This window comes from Sphingomonas eleionomae, from assembly GCF_049889035.1.
GTDB lineage: Bacteria > Pseudomonadota > Alphaproteobacteria > Sphingomonadales > Sphingomonadaceae > Sphingomonas.
On sequence record NZ_JBLTWP010000005.1, the window covers coordinates 122,612 to 139,480 of the forward strand.

General features: G+C 65.9%; 15 protein-coding genes. 6 read left to right on the forward strand and 9 right to left on the reverse strand.

What is annotated here, in order from left to right:
• Positions 1-33: 33 nt before the first annotated feature.
• The 5 genes from ACNI3Q_RS14275 to glmU form a co-directional block, all read right to left on the reverse strand.
• On the reverse strand, positions 34-2,514 hold the full coding sequence (locus tag ACNI3Q_RS14275; protein WP_426277812.1) for an ATP-binding protein: 2,481 nt from the start codon (positions 2,512-2,514) through the stop codon (positions 34-36).
• A gap of 43 nt (positions 2,515-2,557) precedes the next feature.
• Positions 2,558-3,877: an EAL domain-containing protein gene (locus ACNI3Q_RS14280; protein WP_426277814.1), complete on the reverse strand. Its 1,320-nt coding sequence runs from the start codon at positions 3,875-3,877 to the stop codon at positions 2,558-2,560.
• A 146-nt stretch (positions 3,878-4,023) separates the two neighbouring features.
• Positions 4,024-4,320 carry a hypothetical protein gene (locus tag ACNI3Q_RS14285; protein WP_426277816.1) on the reverse strand — a complete coding sequence of 99 codons (297 nt, stop codon included), beginning with the start codon at positions 4,318-4,320 and terminating at the stop codon, positions 4,024-4,026.
• Between the two features lie 41 nt (positions 4,321-4,361).
• Positions 4,362-6,185, reverse strand: coding sequence for a glutamine--fructose-6-phosphate transaminase (isomerizing) (gene glmS, locus ACNI3Q_RS14290; RefSeq protein WP_426277818.1), 1,824 nt, complete (start codon positions 6,183-6,185; stop codon positions 4,362-4,364).
• A 93-nt stretch (positions 6,186-6,278) separates the two neighbouring features.
• Positions 6,279-7,637, reverse strand: a complete 1,359-nt coding sequence (gene glmU, locus ACNI3Q_RS14295; protein ID WP_426277918.1) for a bifunctional UDP-N-acetylglucosamine diphosphorylase/glucosamine-1-phosphate N-acetyltransferase GlmU — start codon at positions 7,635-7,637, stop codon at positions 6,279-6,281.
• Positions 7,638-7,713: 76 nt separating this feature from the next.
• Here glmU and gph point away from each other — a divergent pair, with 76 nt between their 5' ends.
• Positions 7,714-8,388: a phosphoglycolate phosphatase gene (gene gph, locus ACNI3Q_RS14300; RefSeq protein WP_426277820.1), complete on the forward strand. Its 675-nt coding sequence runs from the start codon at positions 7,714-7,716 to the stop codon at positions 8,386-8,388.
• On the opposite strand, the gene ACNI3Q_RS14305 is transcribed toward gph, so the two are convergent.
• Genes ACNI3Q_RS14305 through ACNI3Q_RS14320 form a run of 4 tightly spaced genes read right to left on the reverse strand, consistent with a single transcriptional unit; the run spans position 8,373 to position 10,972 of the window.
• Positions 8,373-9,380, reverse strand: a complete 1,008-nt coding sequence (locus ACNI3Q_RS14305; RefSeq protein WP_426277822.1) for a nucleotidyltransferase domain-containing protein — start codon at positions 9,378-9,380, stop codon at positions 8,373-8,375. The two genes, gph and ACNI3Q_RS14305, sit on opposite strands and share 16 nt — an antisense overlap.
• Positions 9,377-10,240: an HprK-related kinase A gene (locus tag ACNI3Q_RS14310; protein ID WP_426277824.1), complete on the reverse strand. Its 864-nt coding sequence runs from the start codon at positions 10,238-10,240 to the stop codon at positions 9,377-9,379. The genes ACNI3Q_RS14305 and ACNI3Q_RS14310 overlap by 4 nt, the downstream gene beginning before the upstream one ends.
• Positions 10,237-10,506: an HPr-rel-A system PqqD family peptide chaperone gene (locus ACNI3Q_RS14315; RefSeq protein ID WP_426277826.1), complete on the reverse strand. Its 270-nt coding sequence runs from the start codon at positions 10,504-10,506 to the stop codon at positions 10,237-10,239. Before ACNI3Q_RS14315 ends, ACNI3Q_RS14310 begins: the two co-directional genes overlap by 4 nt.
• Before the next feature lie 43 nt (positions 10,507-10,549).
• The gene (locus ACNI3Q_RS14320; RefSeq protein WP_426277920.1) at positions 10,550-10,972 is read right to left on the reverse strand and encodes a hypothetical protein; all 423 of its coding nucleotides are present in this window, start codon (positions 10,970-10,972) and stop codon (positions 10,550-10,552) included.
• Between the two features lie 127 nt (positions 10,973-11,099).
• On the opposite strand from ACNI3Q_RS14320, the gene ACNI3Q_RS14325 reads away from it, so the two are divergent.
• The 5 genes from ACNI3Q_RS14325 to pstB all read left to right on the forward strand — a co-directional run bounded on the left by ACNI3Q_RS14325 (position 11,100) and on the right by pstB (position 16,869).
• Entirely contained in the window at positions 11,100-12,317 is a 1,218-nt protein-coding gene (locus tag ACNI3Q_RS14325; protein WP_426277828.1) for a sensor histidine kinase, read from the forward strand.
• 83 nt (positions 12,318-12,400) lie between these two features.
• Entirely contained in the window at positions 12,401-13,435 is a 1,035-nt protein-coding gene (locus ACNI3Q_RS14330) for a substrate-binding domain-containing protein (protein WP_426277830.1), read from the forward strand.
• Positions 13,432-14,808, forward strand: coding sequence for a phosphate ABC transporter permease subunit PstC (pstC, locus tag ACNI3Q_RS14335; RefSeq protein WP_426277832.1), 1,377 nt, complete (start codon positions 13,432-13,434; stop codon positions 14,806-14,808). Before ACNI3Q_RS14330 ends, pstC begins: the two co-directional genes overlap by 4 nt.
• Positions 14,801-16,069: a phosphate ABC transporter permease PstA gene (gene pstA, locus ACNI3Q_RS14340; RefSeq protein ID WP_426277834.1), complete on the forward strand. Its 1,269-nt coding sequence runs from the start codon at positions 14,801-14,803 to the stop codon at positions 16,067-16,069. The genes pstC and pstA overlap by 8 nt, the downstream gene beginning before the upstream one ends.
• On the forward strand, positions 16,069-16,869 hold the full coding sequence (gene pstB / locus ACNI3Q_RS14345) for a phosphate ABC transporter ATP-binding protein PstB (RefSeq protein ID WP_426277836.1): 801 nt from the start codon (positions 16,069-16,071) through the stop codon (positions 16,867-16,869). The genes pstA and pstB overlap by 1 nt, the downstream gene beginning before the upstream one ends.

Below are 16,869 nucleotides of genomic sequence, written 5' to 3' on the forward strand. Positions count from 1 at the left end.
TATTGTGTTTTGCATGACTATATCACTATCGCGCTAGGCGGCTTGCGAAACAAGAGGTGGGGCATTGTTTTCGTAACCCCCTAATCGTTGCAAGCTGGTAACAACCGCAGCGCCAGCCACTGGTCGTTCCATTACCACGACCTGCCCCATGCCGCAAAGCGCCGCGCGGCGATCGGCAGCCATGGGCTGGGCAAGCAGCAGCACCGGCGTGCCGCCGCCTGCGGCAAGGATACGCTCCAGTGCGATCTCGATGGCCGTTCCGTCAGCGGTCAGCGTGGTCTCGTCCGCCAGCACGGCGCGGAATGCCTGGGCGCCAAGGGTGGCAACCGCCTCGTCCACCGTGGTCGCAAAGCCTGGCGCACCGAACCGCGGCGCCATCAACGTCTTCAGCATCGACCGGGCCACGGGGTTGCGCTCGACGATCATGATGCCGCCGGTTCCGCCATCGACCTGAACCGCAGGCTCAGCAGCCTTCGGTGCAGCAATCGCGACAAGCGGAAGATCGACGGTAAAGACCGAACCCTCACCGACAACACTGTCCACCACCACGTCACCGCCAAGCGCGCGGGCAAGGTTGCGGCAGATGGAAAGCCCAAGCCCGGTTCCGCCGAACTTGCGGGTCGTGCCGGAATCGGCCTGCTTGAACGATTCGAACACCTCGCCAAGCTTGTCCTGTGCAATGCCGATGCCCGTATCGCGAACGGTCAGCACCAGCCGGTCGCCAGTCGCGCGCGCGGCAAGGGCGACGGAGCCTGTTTCCGTGAACTTGATGGCGTTGGACAACAGGTTGAATACCATCTGACGCAGCCGGGCGGGATCGCTTTCGATCCAGCCGAGCGCGGGATCGATGGTCAGATCGAATCCCAGCCCCTTGGCCCGCGCCTGCTCCTGCCACAACCGGCTGACATCGGTCAGCGTTGCGGGCAGGTCCATCGGCGCCTGTTCGATGGTCAGGTTGCCCGTCTCCATCTTGGCCACGTCCAGAATATCGTCGACCAGCGCGCGCATCGTGACGCCGGCACCATGAACCACGTTGATGCGGTCGCGCACCTGACTGTCGAGTCGCTGGTCGGCCAGCATGACCTGAGTCATGCCCAGAATACCGTTCAGGGGCGTGCGAATCTCGTGGCTGGTCGTCGCCAGAAACTCGGTCTTGGCCGCCAACGCCTTTTCCAGCGCGCTGTTGGTCCGGCCCAGTTCGACGTTGGTCGCGCGCACCTGATTGCGGCTGCGGCGCAGCGTCACGACGCCAAAGCTGAGCAGTCCGATCAGGACCGCAACGGCAATGGCAATGCCGATGAACAGCGTCAGCTGGAATTGCCGGCGGGCGCGTTCAAATTCGACATTGCGGCGCAGCTCCTCGGCCTTGAGCCGGGCGATCTGCAGTTCCTGGTTCTGGAAATCGAATTGAGCGCCCATCAGCGCCGTCTTGGTCGAAATCGCCAGCTTGGTGGCCTGTTCGTCCAGCCGGTTGAGCGCCTTCAGATGAACCAGAGCTGCCGTGCTGTCGCCCGCCGCGCTATAGGCGAGATAGGCGCTGAGATGCGCGTCGCGGAACGACAGGGCCGATGTCTCCGGATCGATGCCTGCCAGGCTCTGCTCGGACAGGGCGATCGCCCGCTGAACCCGCCCCTGGTCTAGCGCGACCCGCGCCGCGACATTCAGCAGCTCGCGCCGGGCAATCGCAGCATTGTCGCCAGGCAGCAGGGCAAGGCCGGCGTCCACCGACCGCTGCGCTTCCTCCAGTTGGCCCGCCACCCGCTGGGCACGGGCAAGATTGCCCAAGACACGGGCAAGAACCGTCGGGTTATCCAGCGTCTGCGCACGCTGACGAGCGATCAGAAGTTGTTCGACAGCCTCTTTCGACCGCCCCATCTCCCGCAGCACATTGCCGCGGTTATTCAGGACAAAGACGGACAGCTGGGCTTCCTCGTCATACGCCTCCAGCGCCTGACGGTAATATTTCAGAGCCGCTTCATAATCCGCCGCCTCACGATAGAGCGACCCGATGGCGACCAGTGCAATCGCCTGGCTGCGCGCTTCATTGGCGGTGACAAAGGCACGATGCGCCCCCTGGTAATCGGCCAGTGCTCCGGCAACGTCGCCCAATGCCGTCCGCACGCCGCCACTTGTCAGCTTGAGGTCGCCGGCAGTCTTGTCGGATACCCGGTTCGTCCGGGTCAGCTGCACGGCTTCTTCAATCAGCTTTGACGCCTGGTCGATATGGCGCATGCGCAGTGCCGCTTCGGCCTGCAGGCCAAGCGCAGCGACCAGCCATTCGGCCGAGCGTGCTGCCCTTGCCTTGCCTGCCGCCTGAACAGCGATCGTCCGCGCCTGCTCGGGATCGGATGCCATGACGGATCGCGCCCGTTCGACCAGTTGTGCGGTGGTTGCCGGTGACGACTGCGTTGCGGCTGGACCGGCTGGCGCTGCCTGGGCGGGTTGCTGCACGACCGGCATCATGCCGATCATGGCACCGGTCAGGAACAGGAAGAGGCGTGCGCAACCATTCACCCGTCCTGACTATCCGGCGGGCGTTAACGTCGCGCTAAAGGGGTTACACGCGATTCCAGAAACGATTGCCCGCCTGGAACGAGATGGTCGGGCGGGTCAGCGCCTGTTTGTGGCGATGCTGCGCCAGATACGGGATCAGCGCATCCAGTTCGACCGGGCGGCTGACCAGATATCCTTGGATCATGTCACAGCCCATGACGCTGAGCAGGGCCATCGCCGCCGGCGTTTCGACGCCTTCCGCCACCACTTCCATATCGAGCGCATGGGCCAGATCGATGGTGGACCGCACGATCAGCGGATCTCGGTTGCTGCTGGTCAGCTGGGTAACGAACAGCTTGTCGATCTTCAGTTCGGTCGCCGGCAGCTGTTTCAAATAGGCGAGCGAGGACAGGCCCGCACCGTAATCGTCGATGGCGATCGGAATGCCTGCATCGGCAAACAGTTTCAGATGGCGGATTGCGACCTCCGGATCGCGGATCACCGACGTCTCCGTGATCTCGAACCCGATCCGACCCGTGGTGTCGCGCACCATCAGCGACACCTGTTGCACGAAATCGCGGTCGGCCAGCAACAGGCCCGAAATGTTCACGTAAACCGGAATATCATGCCCGGATTCGGCCAGGCGGGCCTGTCCGCGCACCGCCTCTCCCAGAGTCCAGAGCGTCAACGCCCCGATCTGTCCGGCCTGCTCGGCCAGCGTGATGAAATCGCCGGGCGGAATCAGGCCGTGAACCGGATGGCGCCAGCGGACAAGCGCCTCGACGCTGGAAACTTCCTGACGCCGGACATGCACCTTGGGCTGGTAATGCAGCACCATCTGCCCCGCCGCGATCGCACTGGGCAATTCGCGCATCAACGCCACCGGATCCAGCCCGTCACCGGTTTCGCCAAGCACCCGGACGACATCCCGCTCATCGGATTGGGCCTGGCGCAGCGCCGCTTCGGCAAGTTCGACCAGGCGGATCGGATCATGGCGGTTGCCAGCGACCGCAGAGCCAATGGTCACGAACATGCGGTGCAGCTGGCCGTCCAGATCGATCAGTGCGGTCATGGCATCGCGAACCAGCGCGATATTGGTGTCGGCGTCACCGGGACTTCGGATGGCCAGGGTCACTTCCATCGTCCGACGTCCGCTTGCCACCACTTCGGCCAGCGGCAGGGCCAGCGCAACGCGCGCTGCGATCCGGTCGATGATTTCGTTCGCAGCATGAACGCCCGCATGGCGGCGCAGCACGTCAAAATTGGTCAGTCGCACCAGCAACATCTGGACATGGTTGTTGTCGGCAAGGCGACCGGTCGAAAGCGGCTCGGCATTGGCGGCGCTGGCAATGGGCATGGCCATGGGCGCGACCGGCGCGCGCATCGCCGTTCGTCTGGGCAGAGGACGCAAGGGCGCGGTGCCGGACATTGCATCACCCCTATCTGTCAAGGGTTGAAAGAAGGGTTAATTCCGGTGGACGCTGTCCCGAAAGCGACGCAAGTCCGAATTGCAAAATGCTTAAAAATCAGTTAATAATCACGACGCGCACATTGCGCCAAAACAGGAGAATCCTGATGTTCGCTCTGCTGTTTCGTGATTCCTACGGCGACGACCTTCGCCCTTGGTAACGGACGCTTCCGGGCTGGGTGAAGTCTTCGGAAATCAGCCAGCCCGGACGTTTCGGCAAACACGAGCGCGAGCGTTTCAAGCCTGAAATCAATGGCCTGGCTGAAATGCTGGGCTTTTTGGCGTATCGCCCAGTAGTTCAGCCCTGTGCTGACTTCAGGCGCATGGGCATAAGCGCGGAACACGCCGACGCGCGCCATTTCCGCCCGAACATGTGCCAAGTCCCGAATCGGGACGGCGGTTATTCCACGGTCACCGATTTCGCCAGGTTGCGGGGCTGATCCACGTCGGTGCCCTTTGCCACGGCGACATGATAGGCGAGCAGCTGCACGGGCACGGCATAGACCAGCGGCGCGATCAACGGATGCACGCGCGGCATGGCGATCGTGGCCAGGCAACCCTCGCCAGCGGCGGCCACCCCTGCCTCGTCCGAAATCAGCACAACCTTGCCGCCCCGCGCCTGCACCTCCTGCATATTGCTGACGGTCTTTTCGAACAGCGGGCCGGACGGCGCGATGACGATGACCGGAACGGCATCGTCGATCAGCGCGATCGGGCCATGCTTCATCTCGCCGGCAGCATAGCCCTCGGCATGGATATAGCTGATTTCCTTGAGCTTGAGCGCACCCTCAAGAGCCAGCGGATAATCCGTGCCGCGACCCAGATACAGGACATCGCGCGCGCCGGCGATCAGATGCGCCATCCCCTGGATCGCCTCGTCATGCGCCAGTGCCGCGTTCAGCGCCGCGGGCGCCTCGGCCAGATGACGGACGATCTCCTTCTCCGCATCCGGGTCCAGCCGCCCCTTGGCACGGGCAAGGTTTGCAGCAAGCGCTGCAAGCACTGCAAGCTGGCACGTAAACGCCTTGGTCGAGGCAACGCCGATTTCCGGGCCGGCATGGGTGGGCAGCAACAGATCCGCCTCGCGCGCCATGGTGCTGGTCGGAACATTGACCACAACGGCGATCTTCTGCCCTTCCTCGCGGGCGTGGCGCAGCGCAGCCAGCGTGTCGGCCGTCTCGCCCGACTGGCTGATGAACAGGGCAAGGCCGCCCCCTTCCATCACCGGCTCGCGGTAGCGGAACTCGGACGCGACATCGAGGTCCACGGGCACGCGAGCGAATTGTTCGAACCAGTATTTGGCGACCATCCCGGCATAGAAGCTGGTCCCGCAGGCAACGATGGTCACGCGGCGGATGGCACCGAGGTCGAACTCGGGGATCGGCAGCGACACCTGGTCCTGTTCCCGGCGCAGATAGGATTTCAGCGTCTGGGCAACCACGATCGGCTGCTCATGGATTTCCTTGAGCATGAAGTGGCGATGATTGCCCTTTTCCACCTGTGCCGCCGACACGCCGGAAAGCGTGATGGCGCGCTCGACCGGCCGGTTGTCGCGGTCAAAGATTTCCGCGCCGTCCCGGGTGATGACGACCCAGTCGCCCTCCTCAAGATAGCTGATCCGCTGGGTCAGCGGTGCGAGCGCCAGCGCGTCGGAGCCCAGAAACGTCTCGCCATCGCCGTAGCCGACGACCAGGGGCGAGCCGAGCCGCGCCCCGATCAGCAGATCGGGATGCTGGCGAAACAGAATGGCCAGGGCGAAGGCGCCGTGCAGGCGAGGCAGCACCGCGGCCACCGCATCGCGCGGGGCCACGCCCTGTTCCACCTGCGCGCTGATCAGATGGGCGACGACTTCGCTGTCGGTCTGGCTGTCGAAATGACGCCCGGCGGCCACCAGCTCATCGCGGAGCGGCTTGTAATTTTCGATGATGCCGTTGTGGACCAGCGCCACTTCGCCCGTCGAATGGGGATGGGCATTGGCCGTGGTCGGCGCGCCATGGGTGGCCCATCGGGTGTGGGCGATGCCGATGGTGCCGGGCAGCGGCTCGTCGCGCACCTCGCGCACCAGATTGGCCAGCTTGCCCTCCGCCCGGCGGCGTTCGATCGCGCCGTCATGGATGGTGGCAACCCCGGCGCTGTCATAGCCGCGATATTCCAGCCGCTTCAGCCCGTCGACCAGACGGTCGGTAACATCGGTGTTGCTGACGATTCCAACAATGCCGCACATGGTTCAACTGGCCTTCGTGACTGGGTTGCCGGTATCGGTTGCACCGGCAGGATAGGTGGATCGCACCGCCTTTAACCGGCGGTGGTGGAGAAATCATCCCTTTGCGCGGTCGGCCTTTTTCCGCTTCATCGCATCGTGAAAGCGGTCGGCCCAGCCGGGTTTCACCAGCTGTTCGGCGCGAACGATCCGCAATTCGCCATCGGCCACGTCGCGGGTCACTGCACTGCCGGCGCCGACGATGGCATCCGCGCCGATGGTGACCGGCGCGATCAGCGCGCTGTTCGAACCGATAAAGGCGCGCGGGCCGATCACGGTCCGGTATTTGAAATACCCGTCATAATTGCAGGTGATCGTGCCCGCACCGATATTCGCGCCGTCGCCGACACTGGCATCGCCGATATAGCTGAGGTGATTGGCCTTTGCGCCCGCACCGATTTCGGCGGCCTTTACCTCAACGAAATTGCCGATCCTGGCCCCTTCGCGCAGCACCGCGCCGGGCCGCAGCCGGGCATAGGGGCCGATCGACACGCCCGCTTCCAGCACTGCCCCCTCCAGATGGCTGAAGGCATGGATCGTCACGCGGTCGCCCACGCTGACGCCGGGCCCGAACACCACGTTCGGCTCGACCACGACATCGCGGCCAAGCACCGTGTCATGGGCGAACCAGACGGTCTCCGGCGCGATCAGTGTCGCCCCATCCGCCATCGCCTGTGCCCGGCGGCGCTGCTGCCACGCCAGTTCGACCCCGGCCAGTTCGGCGCGGCTGTTGACGCCCGCCACCTCTGCTTCGCCCGTTTCGATGACGGCGCTTGCCCGGCCGTCGGCGGCGGCCAGCATGACGATGTCAGGCAGATAATATTCCCCGGCTGCATTATCATTGCCCACCCGCGCCAGCAGCGCGAACAGATCGGCTGAACGCACCGCTATCAGGCCGGAATTGCACAGGGTGACGGCGCGCTCCGCTTCGCTGGCGTCCTTATATTCCACCATGCGCGTGATGCGGTCGCCATCGGCGAGGATCCGGCCATAAGCGGCCGGATCGACGGGGCGAAAGCCCAGCACGACGCACGCGGGCGCATCGGCCGCGCCCAGCCGGTCGACCATGCGGCGCATCGTATCGGCAGAAACCAGCGGCACGTCGCCATAAAGGATCAGGACGGTGCCATCGAACCCGGCCAGCGCATGCTCGGCCTGCGCCACGGCGTGGCCAGTGCCCAGCTGTTCCGACTGGACCGCGATGCCCACGCCCAGCGGCGCGACGGCCGTTTCCACCTGCTCGCGCCCTGCCCCGACCACGACCACGCGGCGTTCGGGCGACAGCGCATCGACGCTGGCCAGCAGATGCAGCAGCATCGGCCGCCCGGCGACGGGGTGCAGCACCTTGTGCGTGTCGGATTTCATGCGGGTGCCCTTGCCCGCGGCAAGGATGATCGCGGCGATGGGTTGCGTCATGCGGCCTCCAGCTGTCGGCCGCGTCCCTGCCATGCCCGGCTTGCCATGACCATAGGCGACCGCCATTTGCCGGGCCATGAAGCATCCATTTTCGATTATCGGCTTTGATCTGGACGGCACATTGGTCGACAGCCGGACGGATATCGCCATCGCCGTCAACGCCGCGCTGGCGGGGATCGGGCGGCCTGCGCTGACGCTGGATGCCGTCACCCGGATGATCGGCGGGGGCGTCACGCGCCTGCTGGAACAGGCGCTGGTAGCGACGGGAGGCGCGGACGGCGTCGATTTTCCGGCGCTGCGGGCGGTGATGCTTGCCCATTATGGCGCGCATCTCAGCGTCCATACCCGCCCCTATCCCGGCGTCGAGGCGGTGCTGACCGAATTGGCGGCAGGGGATACGCAGCTGGCGGTGGTGACCAACAAGCCGGAGGCGCTGGCCGTTGCCCTGCTCGATCAGCTTGGCCTGACCCGCCATTTCAGGGTGGTGATCGGCGGCGACACCATGGGGCCAGGCCGGGCAAAGCCGGATCCGGCACCCGTTCTGGCGATGATCGACCGGCTGGGCGGCGGCCCGGCGGCCTTTGTCGGCGATTCGCAGTTCGATGTCGGCGCGGCGCGCGCGGCCGGCATTCCGGTCATTGCGGTCGATTTCGGATTTTCATCAGTCCCTGCCGCCGATCTGGGTGCGGACGCGGTGATCGGTGATTTTGCCGACCTGCCGGCCGCGCTGGCGGATCAGGCGGGGCGATAACCCGTCCGCCACTTGGTCCACAGATGCCGGGCCAGCATGGCAGGCGGCATCCGCAAGGCATGACCGCGCAGGTAAAAGGCGAACTCGGTCCCCTTGTGCTGCTGCCTTCCCCAGCCATCGCGGCCCGTCAGCCGGCGGTGGAACCAGGCGTCACTCCATCGCCTGCCCGACCATTCGGCCGGAATGTCGGTTCCGAACAATCGCGCCGACAGGCGGCAGGCCCGCGCCATCGCGCCGGTCAGGCCATGCAGCCGCGCCCGATCGGGCAGGCCGTCATGCCCCCCGTCGCTCAACAGGCAGTGAATGTCCCACAGGTTGCGCACACCCCCCGCCATGTCGCCATCGGCGATCAGATGCGCGGCGGCATGGCACAGCATGTCGGCATGGTTCAGCACCGCCAGCCCGCCGCCCAGGTCCACGCGGTCCGCGATCAGCGCCGCTGCATCGGGCTGCACCCGCGCAGTCAGCGGCAGGATGGTGTGGTGGACGTCGATCATCCGGTCTCGCTCCCGATGGATCAGCGGCGGCAATTCGTGCATCCAGCGGCGATAATAGGCATCGTCATAGGGATCGGGCTTGACCCATTCCCAGCCGCCCGGCCCCAGCAGCGCCGCCTCCACCGCATCCAGCGCGTCCCGGGGAACCAGGATATCCAGGTCGCCGATCGACCGCCCCAGCCCGGCGGACAGCCCTGCGGCAACGAACGCCGTCCCTTTCAGCAGCACGACCGGCACGCCCAGCGGGGCGAGCACGCGGCGCGCCATCTCCGCCTCCCACAGCGCGGCCGTCCGCCCCTGCTCGGCAGAGGCGCGGGCATCGGCCAGGATGCGCGCAGCGGCATCGGGCATGGACAGGCCGTTCAGGCGGTGGGCCAGCGTCCCGACGATCTGTTCCGCGCGCGCCGCCGCGATCAGGCCGGTCCAGCCCGCTGCATCCAGCGATGCCGTGCTGGCCGGATCGCGCAGCGCATGGATCAGCAGCCGGGCGCTCACGCCGCCGCTCCGAACAATCGTTCGACCATCGCCATCGCGGTGTCCGTGTCGGGATAATCGATCGCGCGGGCGGGCACCGTGCGCACCAGACGGGTCAGCGCGGCAAAACCCCGTTCGCCAAGCGCGACATAATTGGTCGACGCCTGGGTCAGCCGGACGAACACCTCGCTCGGCTCGACCGGCCGCTCGTCGGCAGCATGGCCAAAGGTGGGAAACAGGATCAGCGCGGGTCGCGCCGGCCGGTCCATCGCCGCGATGGCAGCGGCATCGGGGATCAGGTGGCGGATATCGCCCTTTGGCGTGGCGGGCTGGGGCGGGCCGAACCGGCCATCGGGCAGCGCGGCCTGCATCACCGCCACGGACTGGTTCTTCAGGCTGATCAGGCGGGGAAAGGCGTGGACCATGCCGGTTTCGGGGTCGAGCAGCGCGAACTCATCCCCCATCAGTCGCCATCCGCGCGCCATCAGCAGCGCCGACAGCGTGGACTTGCCCGATCCCGACACCCCGGTCATCATTACGCAGCGCCCGTCCCGCTCCACGGTCGAGGCGTGGAGCAACAGATAACGCCGCTGCGCCAGCGCCATTTGCAGGTTCATGCCCATTTCGGCCGCCAGCAACCCCAGCGACAGCGGCAAGGGCGCAGCATCGGGAATGGTGTAATCGCCGCCGATCATCACCGATGGACGGAACACCCGCCGCCACGGCCGCGCGGCGAACAGCCGGACCGTGAAATCCGGGATGCCGTTTTCGGGCCGGGGATAGTCGCGATAACATTCCGCCAGCTGCGCCACGGGCAGCCGCCAGTCGGAACCGACGCGAAAGCCGACCGGGCCGACACGGACGTGAAAGACGTGCCTCACAGCCGCTCCACCAGCCCCGTCGCAGTCAGCTCCTCCAGCCGCTCGGCCAGCGCCGCCGCATCGCCGTCGACCAGGTCGAACTGCTCGGCCAGCCGGGCCAGCAATGCGGCCGCATCCAGCGCGCCATCGCCCAGCGCCTCAAGCAGTTCGGGAACCGGCGCCGCCACCAGATGCGTCTGCCCGGATCGACGGTCATGGATCGCGGTCAGCGCATCCAGCGGCACGGTCAGCAGCGTTTCAGGGGGGGCGGCACGATATCGGGTCACGCCATTGCCCTACCGTCAAAGCGGTTAGGGGGGAATTAAGCGATCAGCCGCGCGGCATCTGTAAAGAGGCGTAGCAGGTAAAGCCGCTCGTCCCCTGTTGCAGGCGCCGGATATAGTTGGTGTAGGCGCGGCTCTGCTCATAGCTGGTGCCCGGCAGCGTGCTGCCGTTCAGTGCGCGCTTCACTTCCTCGCCCTTGAACGCGCGGCCCGGCGGGGCGAACGCGCCCTGGGTGCCGGGCGGGACAACCTTGCCATCCGCCGCGATATACTGGCCCGCGCGGCCGGGATCGGGCACTGGAATCTCGCACGTCGAGATGGAAGCCGTGGTCTGCGCCAGCGCAGGCCGGATGGAAACCACCGCCGATGCGCCGACCGCGCCCAGCATCAATGCCCGGCGGCTGGTGCGCGCGCCATCCTTGCCCGGGGTCGCGGGCGGCTGGGCTTCGGGCAGGTCGGCATGATCCATCATGCGCTTGTCCTGCCACACAGCGGGTTGTGCAATGGTAAAAGAGGGTAAATCCCGGCCCGCGCGGACCGAAATGTCCTGTTGCGGGCCATTGTCGGGGCCAGCGCCGCGCGATAGGGCGTGGGTGATGAGCGCCGCCCTCGCCTCCCGCCTCGCCGTCGCCATTGTGCTGATCCTGATCGGCGCGCTGGGCATTGCCGCGCTTGGGGCGGACATCAACATCCTGGTCATTTCCGCCATTTCCGGCATCGCCGCCGTGCTGATCGCGCACGGCATGGGCGACGGCCTGAAACGCCGGGCCAAGGCAGAGGCGCTGAAATCCGCGCCGCAGACGACCGGCATGGGCGAATTGTCGGAAGCGATTGCCGAACCCATCCTGCTGATCGCCGACAACCGGGTGGTCCATGCCAACAGCGCCGCCCGCGCGCTGCTCGGCACGCATATCCTGGGGCAGGATGCCCGTATCGCCATCCGGCATCCCGCCGCCGCCGAACGATTGCTGGCGCGCAGCGACCCCGCGGGCGGCGCGCCCGTGCATCTGGTCGGCCTTGGCACCCGCGACCAGCGATGGGAATTGCGCACGCGGATGCTGTCATCGGGCCAGCGCATCGTCCACCTGATCGACCGGACCAGCAGCTATGCGACGGAACGGGTGCGCGTCGATTTCGTCGCCAATGCCAGCCACGAACTGCGCACGCCGCTGGCATCGATCCTGGGCTTTATCGAAACGCTGGGCGACGAGGCGGGCGACGATCCCGAAACGCGCGCGCGGTTTTTGAAGGTGATGCACACCGAAGCGGTGCGGATGCAGCGGCTGATCGACGATCTGATGAGCCTCAGCCGGATCGAGGCGGAAAAATATCGCGAGCCGGACCAGCAGGTCGATCTGGCCGAACTGGCGGGCGAGGTGGTGGCATCGATCCGTTCGACTCACGATCCCCGCGCCGCGGACATTCAGCTTCAGCTGGCCGATGTCCCGCCCGTGCGCGGCGACCGCGCCCAGTTGAGCCAGGTTCTGTACAACATCGTCGGCAATGCGATGAAATATGGCCGGCCCGAAACCCCGGTCCTGCTGACCCTGAAAAGCAGCGGGACGATGGCCGAACTGTCGGTGCGCGACCGGGGCGAAGGGGTGGCGCCGGAACATCTGCCGCGGCTGACCGAACGCTTCTATCGCGTGGATTCCGGCCGCAGCCGGGCCATGGGCGGCACGGGCCTCGGCCTCGCCATCGTCAAGCATATCGTCGAGCGGCACCGTGGCCGGATGGACATCGCCAGCCAGGTCGGCGTCGGCACCACGGTCACGATCCTGCTGCCGATCGGGGGCGATGTCATCAATCCGTAACAGGATTGCAACACAGGCAGCCGGGTAAGGTGCTAGCGGGGCCGGGACAGGGGGCCAATTCCGCACCGCTGATGGAGATTTCTATGCTCGGCCGGCCGGTGCTGGTTGCGATCCTCGCGTTGATGACGACCGCCTGTGGCGGGCCGAGTGCGCGCGAACAGATCAAGGTGGTGGGTTCGTCCACCGTCTATCCGTTCACGACGGCCGTTGCGGAGCGATTCGTCAACGCCGATCCCGGCCGCCGTGCGCCGGTGATCGAATCGACGGGCACGGGTGCCGGCTTCAACCTGTTCTGCGCCGGCGTCGGATCGCAATATCCCGACATCCAGAACGCATCGCGCCGGATCAAGAAAAGCGAGTTCGAGCAGTGCGTCGGCAACGGCGTGCGCGACATGATCGAGGTTCAGGTCGGCGCGGACGGCCTGGCCATCGCCGAATCGGTCAATGGCCCGCGCATGACGCTGACCCGCGGCCAGCTTTATTCGGCGCTCGCCGCAAAGATCGGCGGCAAGCCCAACCCGCACCGGTTCTGGTCGGACGTCGATCCTTCCCTGCCGCGCATTCCGATCAAGGTGCTCGGCCCGCCGACGACCAGCGGCACGCGCGATTCGTTCAACGAGCTGATGATGGAGCCGGGCTGCGTCGCTGCCTTTCCCGACATGGAAAAGCTCAAGAAAAGCCCGGACAAGGATGCGTTCAAGAACGCCTGTGTCCGCATCCGCGACGATGGCGCCTATATCGATTCGGGCGAAAACGATAACCTCATCGTCCAGAAACTGGCCGCCGATCCCAACGCCATCGGCATTTTCGGCTACAGCTTTCTGGAGGCAAACCTGACGCGGGTGCGCGGCGTGCCGATCGACGGCATCGTTCCGACCTATGAAACGGTCGCCAACGCCAAATATCCGGGGGCGCGGCCCTTGTTCATCTATGTGAAGAAACAGCATATGCGCGCCGTTCCCGGCATGGCCGAATTCCTGGCCACCTATGTCCAGTCGTGGGAAGCCGATGGCCCGCTGGTGCGAAAGGGGATGATTGCGTCGCCCGCCCCGGTGCGTGCCGCCGCCGCCCGCGCCGTCGCCGAACAGACGGTCCTGACGCCGGAGGGGCTGAAGTGAACCCTGTCGTCCTGTTCTTTCTGGTCCTTGGCCTGGCGCTGATCGGCTGGCTGGTCGCGCGTGCCCGCGCCGCCGGGCTGGAGGGCGCAAATGGCCGTCGCCCCCATTCGCTTCCGGCTCAGCATGGCTGGTATGTCGCGATCTGGGTCGCGCTGCCCGCCCTCGCCTTTCTGGGGATCTGGGCCGCGATCATGCCCGCGCTGGTCGCCGATACGGTCACCGCGCATCCCGCCGCCGCCGCGCTGCCGACGCAAGGGTTCGAACGCGCCTCCATCCTGGCAGAGGCGCGCGCGCTGGCGACCGGCAATGCCTATGGCGCGTTCAACCCGCTGGCCGAAACGCTGGCCCCCATCTATGCCGCCGCCGCCGACCGCTATGGCTGGATCGGCACGGCCATCGCGCTGCTGCTCGCCTTTGCCGGCGGCGCCTATGCCTATACCCGCATCCGGGCGGACCTGCGTGCACGCACCATGGTCGAACGGGTGGTGATGATGGTGCTGCTGATCGCGTCGCTGATCGCGATCCTGACCACGCTTGGCATCTTCCTGTCGCTTCTGTTCGAAAGCGCGCGCTTCTTTGCGATCGTGCCGGTCACCGATTTCCTGTTCGGCACCCGCTGGAACCCGCAGGTGATCAGCGCGACCAACCCCGGCGAGACGTTGGGCGCGGTGCCGCTGTTCTGGGGCACCTTTTTCATCGGTGCGGTGATCGCGATGATCGTCGCCATCCCGTTCGGCCTGATGAGCGCGATCTACCTCACCCAATATGCCGCGCCTGCCGTCCGCAAGTGGATGAAGCCGATCCTGGAAATCCTGGCCGGCGTGCCGACGGTGGTTTACGGCTATTTCGCGGCATTGACCGTCGGCCCGGCGATCCGCGACCTGGCCGTCACGCTGGGCTTCACCTATGCCAGCAGCGAAAGCGCGCTGGCAGCGGGCCTGGTGATGGGGATCATGATCATCCCGTTCGTGTCGTCCATGGCGGATGACAGCATTGCCGCCGTACCGCGCGCCATGCGCGACGGATCGCTGGCAATGGGTGCGACGACCAGCGAGACGATCCGCCGCGTGCTGCTGCCCGCCGCGCTGCCCGGCGTCGTTGCCGGCATGCTGCTCGCCGTCAGCCGCGCGATCGGCGAGACGATGATCGTGGTGATGGCGGCCAGCGGCGCGGCCAACATCACGCTGAACCCGTTCGACAGCGCCACCACGGTGACCAAGCAGATCGTCGACCTGCTGACGGGCGAGGCGGAGTTTGACAGCCCCAAGACGCTGGCCGCCTTTGCCCTTGGCCTGACGCTGTTCCTTGTCACCTTCCTTCTCAACATCGTCGCGCTGCGCGTGGTGAAGAAATATCGGGAAGCTTATGAATAAGCCCGCGTCCATGGAACGGTCGCAGACCGACTGGCGCTCCGATGCGATGCGCCGCCGCATCGGTGCGCGCTATCGCGCCGAACGGCGGTTCCGCCTGCTCGGTCTGGGCGCGGTTGCGGTGTCGGCCGGGTTCCTTGCCTTCCTGCTCTTTTCCATGCTGTCCAGCGGCCTTGGCGGCTTCAACCGGACCGAAGTGGCGCTGCCGCTCAATCTGAAGGCGGCGGCGCTGGAAGTGACGCCGGAACAGCTCAATTCGCCAGGTGCCGATCTGGCGCTGGCCAGTGCCGGGCTGGCCGATACCGTGGAGGCGGCGGCGCTTGCGGCATTCGGGGAAACCCCCGTGCCGGTGGTGTCCGAATATAGCTGGCTGGCCGTGCGTGACGCGATCAAGGCCGATCCGGCGCTGATCAACCGGTCGGCTAAAATCGACGTGCCGGTCTCCAGCGAAATCGAGGAAGCGGTCAAGGGCGACGGCACGCCGGAGGCAGAGGCGATCGTTCAGCGCCTGAATGCGGCCGGCGCGCTCAATTCCGGCTTCAACTGGCAGTTCCTGACCGCATCGGATTCCACCGATCCCAGCGCGGTCGGCATCTGGGGCGCGCTCAAGGGATCGTTCCTGACGATGCTGGTGACGCTGGCGCTCGCCTTTCCCATCGGCGTGTTCTCGGCCGTGTATCTTGAGGAATATGCCCCCCGCAATCGCTGGACCGACCTGATCGAGGTGTCGATCAACAATCTGGCGGCGGTGCCATCGATCATCTTTGGCCTGCTGGGGCTGGCGGTGTTCCTGAACACGCTGAACCTGCCGCGATCCGCGCCGATCGTCGGCGGCCTGACGCTGGCGCTGATGATCATGCCGGTCATCGTCATTGCGGGCCGCAACGCGATCAAGGCGGTGCCCCCGTCGATCCGCGACGCCGCGCTCGGCATCGGCGCATCGCGCGTGCAGGTGGTGTTCCACCACGTCATCCCGCTGGCACTGCCCGGCATCCTGACCGGGACGATCATCGGCATGGCCCGCGCCCTGGGCGAAACCGCCCCGCTGCTGATGATCGGGATGCGCGCGTTCATCGTCAGCGCGCCGGAGGGGATGGCCGATCCGGCCACCGTATTGCCGGTCCAGATCTTTCTGTGGTCCGATCAGGTCAGCCGCGGCTTTATTGAAAAGACGAGCGCGGCGATCATCGTGCTGCTGGTGTTCCTGCTCGCCATGAACGCGCTTGCCATCTATCTTCGCAACAGGTTCGAGACCCGCTGGTAATGACCGACACCCTCATCAACCCGGCGATCGCGCCGGCCACTGCGCCGATCAAGATGGCGGCGCGCGACGTCCATGTGCATTACGGGACGACGCACGCGATCAAGGGCGTGTCGATCGACATCGACATGGACAATGTGACCGCGTTCATCGGCCCGTCGGGCTGTGGCAAGTCCACGTTCCTGCGCACGCTGAACCGGATGAACGACACCGTCGCCAATGCCCGCGTCACCGGCGACATCACGCTGGACGGAGAGGATATCTATGCCTCGTCGATGGACGTGGTTCAGCTGCGCGCGCGGGTGGGCATGGTGTTTCAGAAACCCAATCCCTTCCCCAAATCGATCTTTGAAAATGTCGCCTATGGGCCGAAGATCCACGGGCTGGCGACCAGCAAGTCCGACCTTGCCGACATCGTCGAACAGTCGCTGCGTCGCGCGGGCCTGTGGGATGAGGTGAAGGACCGACTGAACGACAGCGGCACTGCCATGTCCGGCGGCCAGCAGCAGCGGCTGTGCATTGCGCGCGCCATCGCCGTCGACCCGGAAGTCATCCTGATGGACGAGCCGTGTTCGGCTCTGGACCCCATCGCAACCGCCAAGATCGAGGAGCTGATCCACGAACTGCGCGGCCGTTACGCCATCGTGATCGTCACCCACAACATGCAGCAGGCGGCCCGCGTGTCGCAGCGCACGGCCTTTTTCCATCTGGGCAACCTGGTCGAATATGGCGTGACGTCGGACATCTTCACCAATCCCCGCCAGGAGCGGACCAAGGATTACATCACCGGCCGCTACGGCTGA

Excerpts from the sequence above, each read along its gene's own strand:
- pstA (WP_426277834.1), top strand. The coding sequence starts at position 14,801 with ATGAATAAGCCCGCGTCCATGGAACGGTCGCAGACCGACTGGCGCTCC.
- gph (WP_426277820.1), top strand. The coding sequence starts at position 7,714 with ATGAAGCATCCATTTTCGATTATCGGCTTTGATCTGGACGGCACATTG.
- ACNI3Q_RS14280 (WP_426277814.1), bottom strand. The coding sequence starts at position 3,877 with ATGCGCGCGCCGGTCGCGCCCATGGCCATGCCCATTGCCAGCGCCGCC.
- ACNI3Q_RS14285 (WP_426277816.1), bottom strand. The coding sequence starts at position 4,320 with ATGGCGCGCGTCGGCGTGTTCCGCGCTTATGCCCATGCGCCTGAAGTC.
- glmU (WP_426277918.1), bottom strand. The coding sequence starts at position 7,637 with ATGACGCAACCCATCGCCGCGATCATCCTTGCCGCGGGCAAGGGCACC.
- ACNI3Q_RS14330 (WP_426277830.1), top strand. The coding sequence starts at position 12,401 with ATGCTCGGCCGGCCGGTGCTGGTTGCGATCCTCGCGTTGATGACGACC.
- pstB (WP_426277836.1), top strand. The coding sequence starts at position 16,069 with ATGACCGACACCCTCATCAACCCGGCGATCGCGCCGGCCACTGCGCCG.
- ACNI3Q_RS14320 (WP_426277920.1), bottom strand. The coding sequence starts at position 10,972 with ATGGATCATGCCGACCTGCCCGAAGCCCAGCCGCCCGCGACCCCGGGC.
- glmS (WP_426277818.1), bottom strand. The coding sequence starts at position 6,185 with ATGTGCGGCATTGTTGGAATCGTCAGCAACACCGATGTTACCGACCGT.
- ACNI3Q_RS14325 (WP_426277828.1), top strand. The coding sequence starts at position 11,100 with ATGAGCGCCGCCCTCGCCTCCCGCCTCGCCGTCGCCATTGTGCTGATC.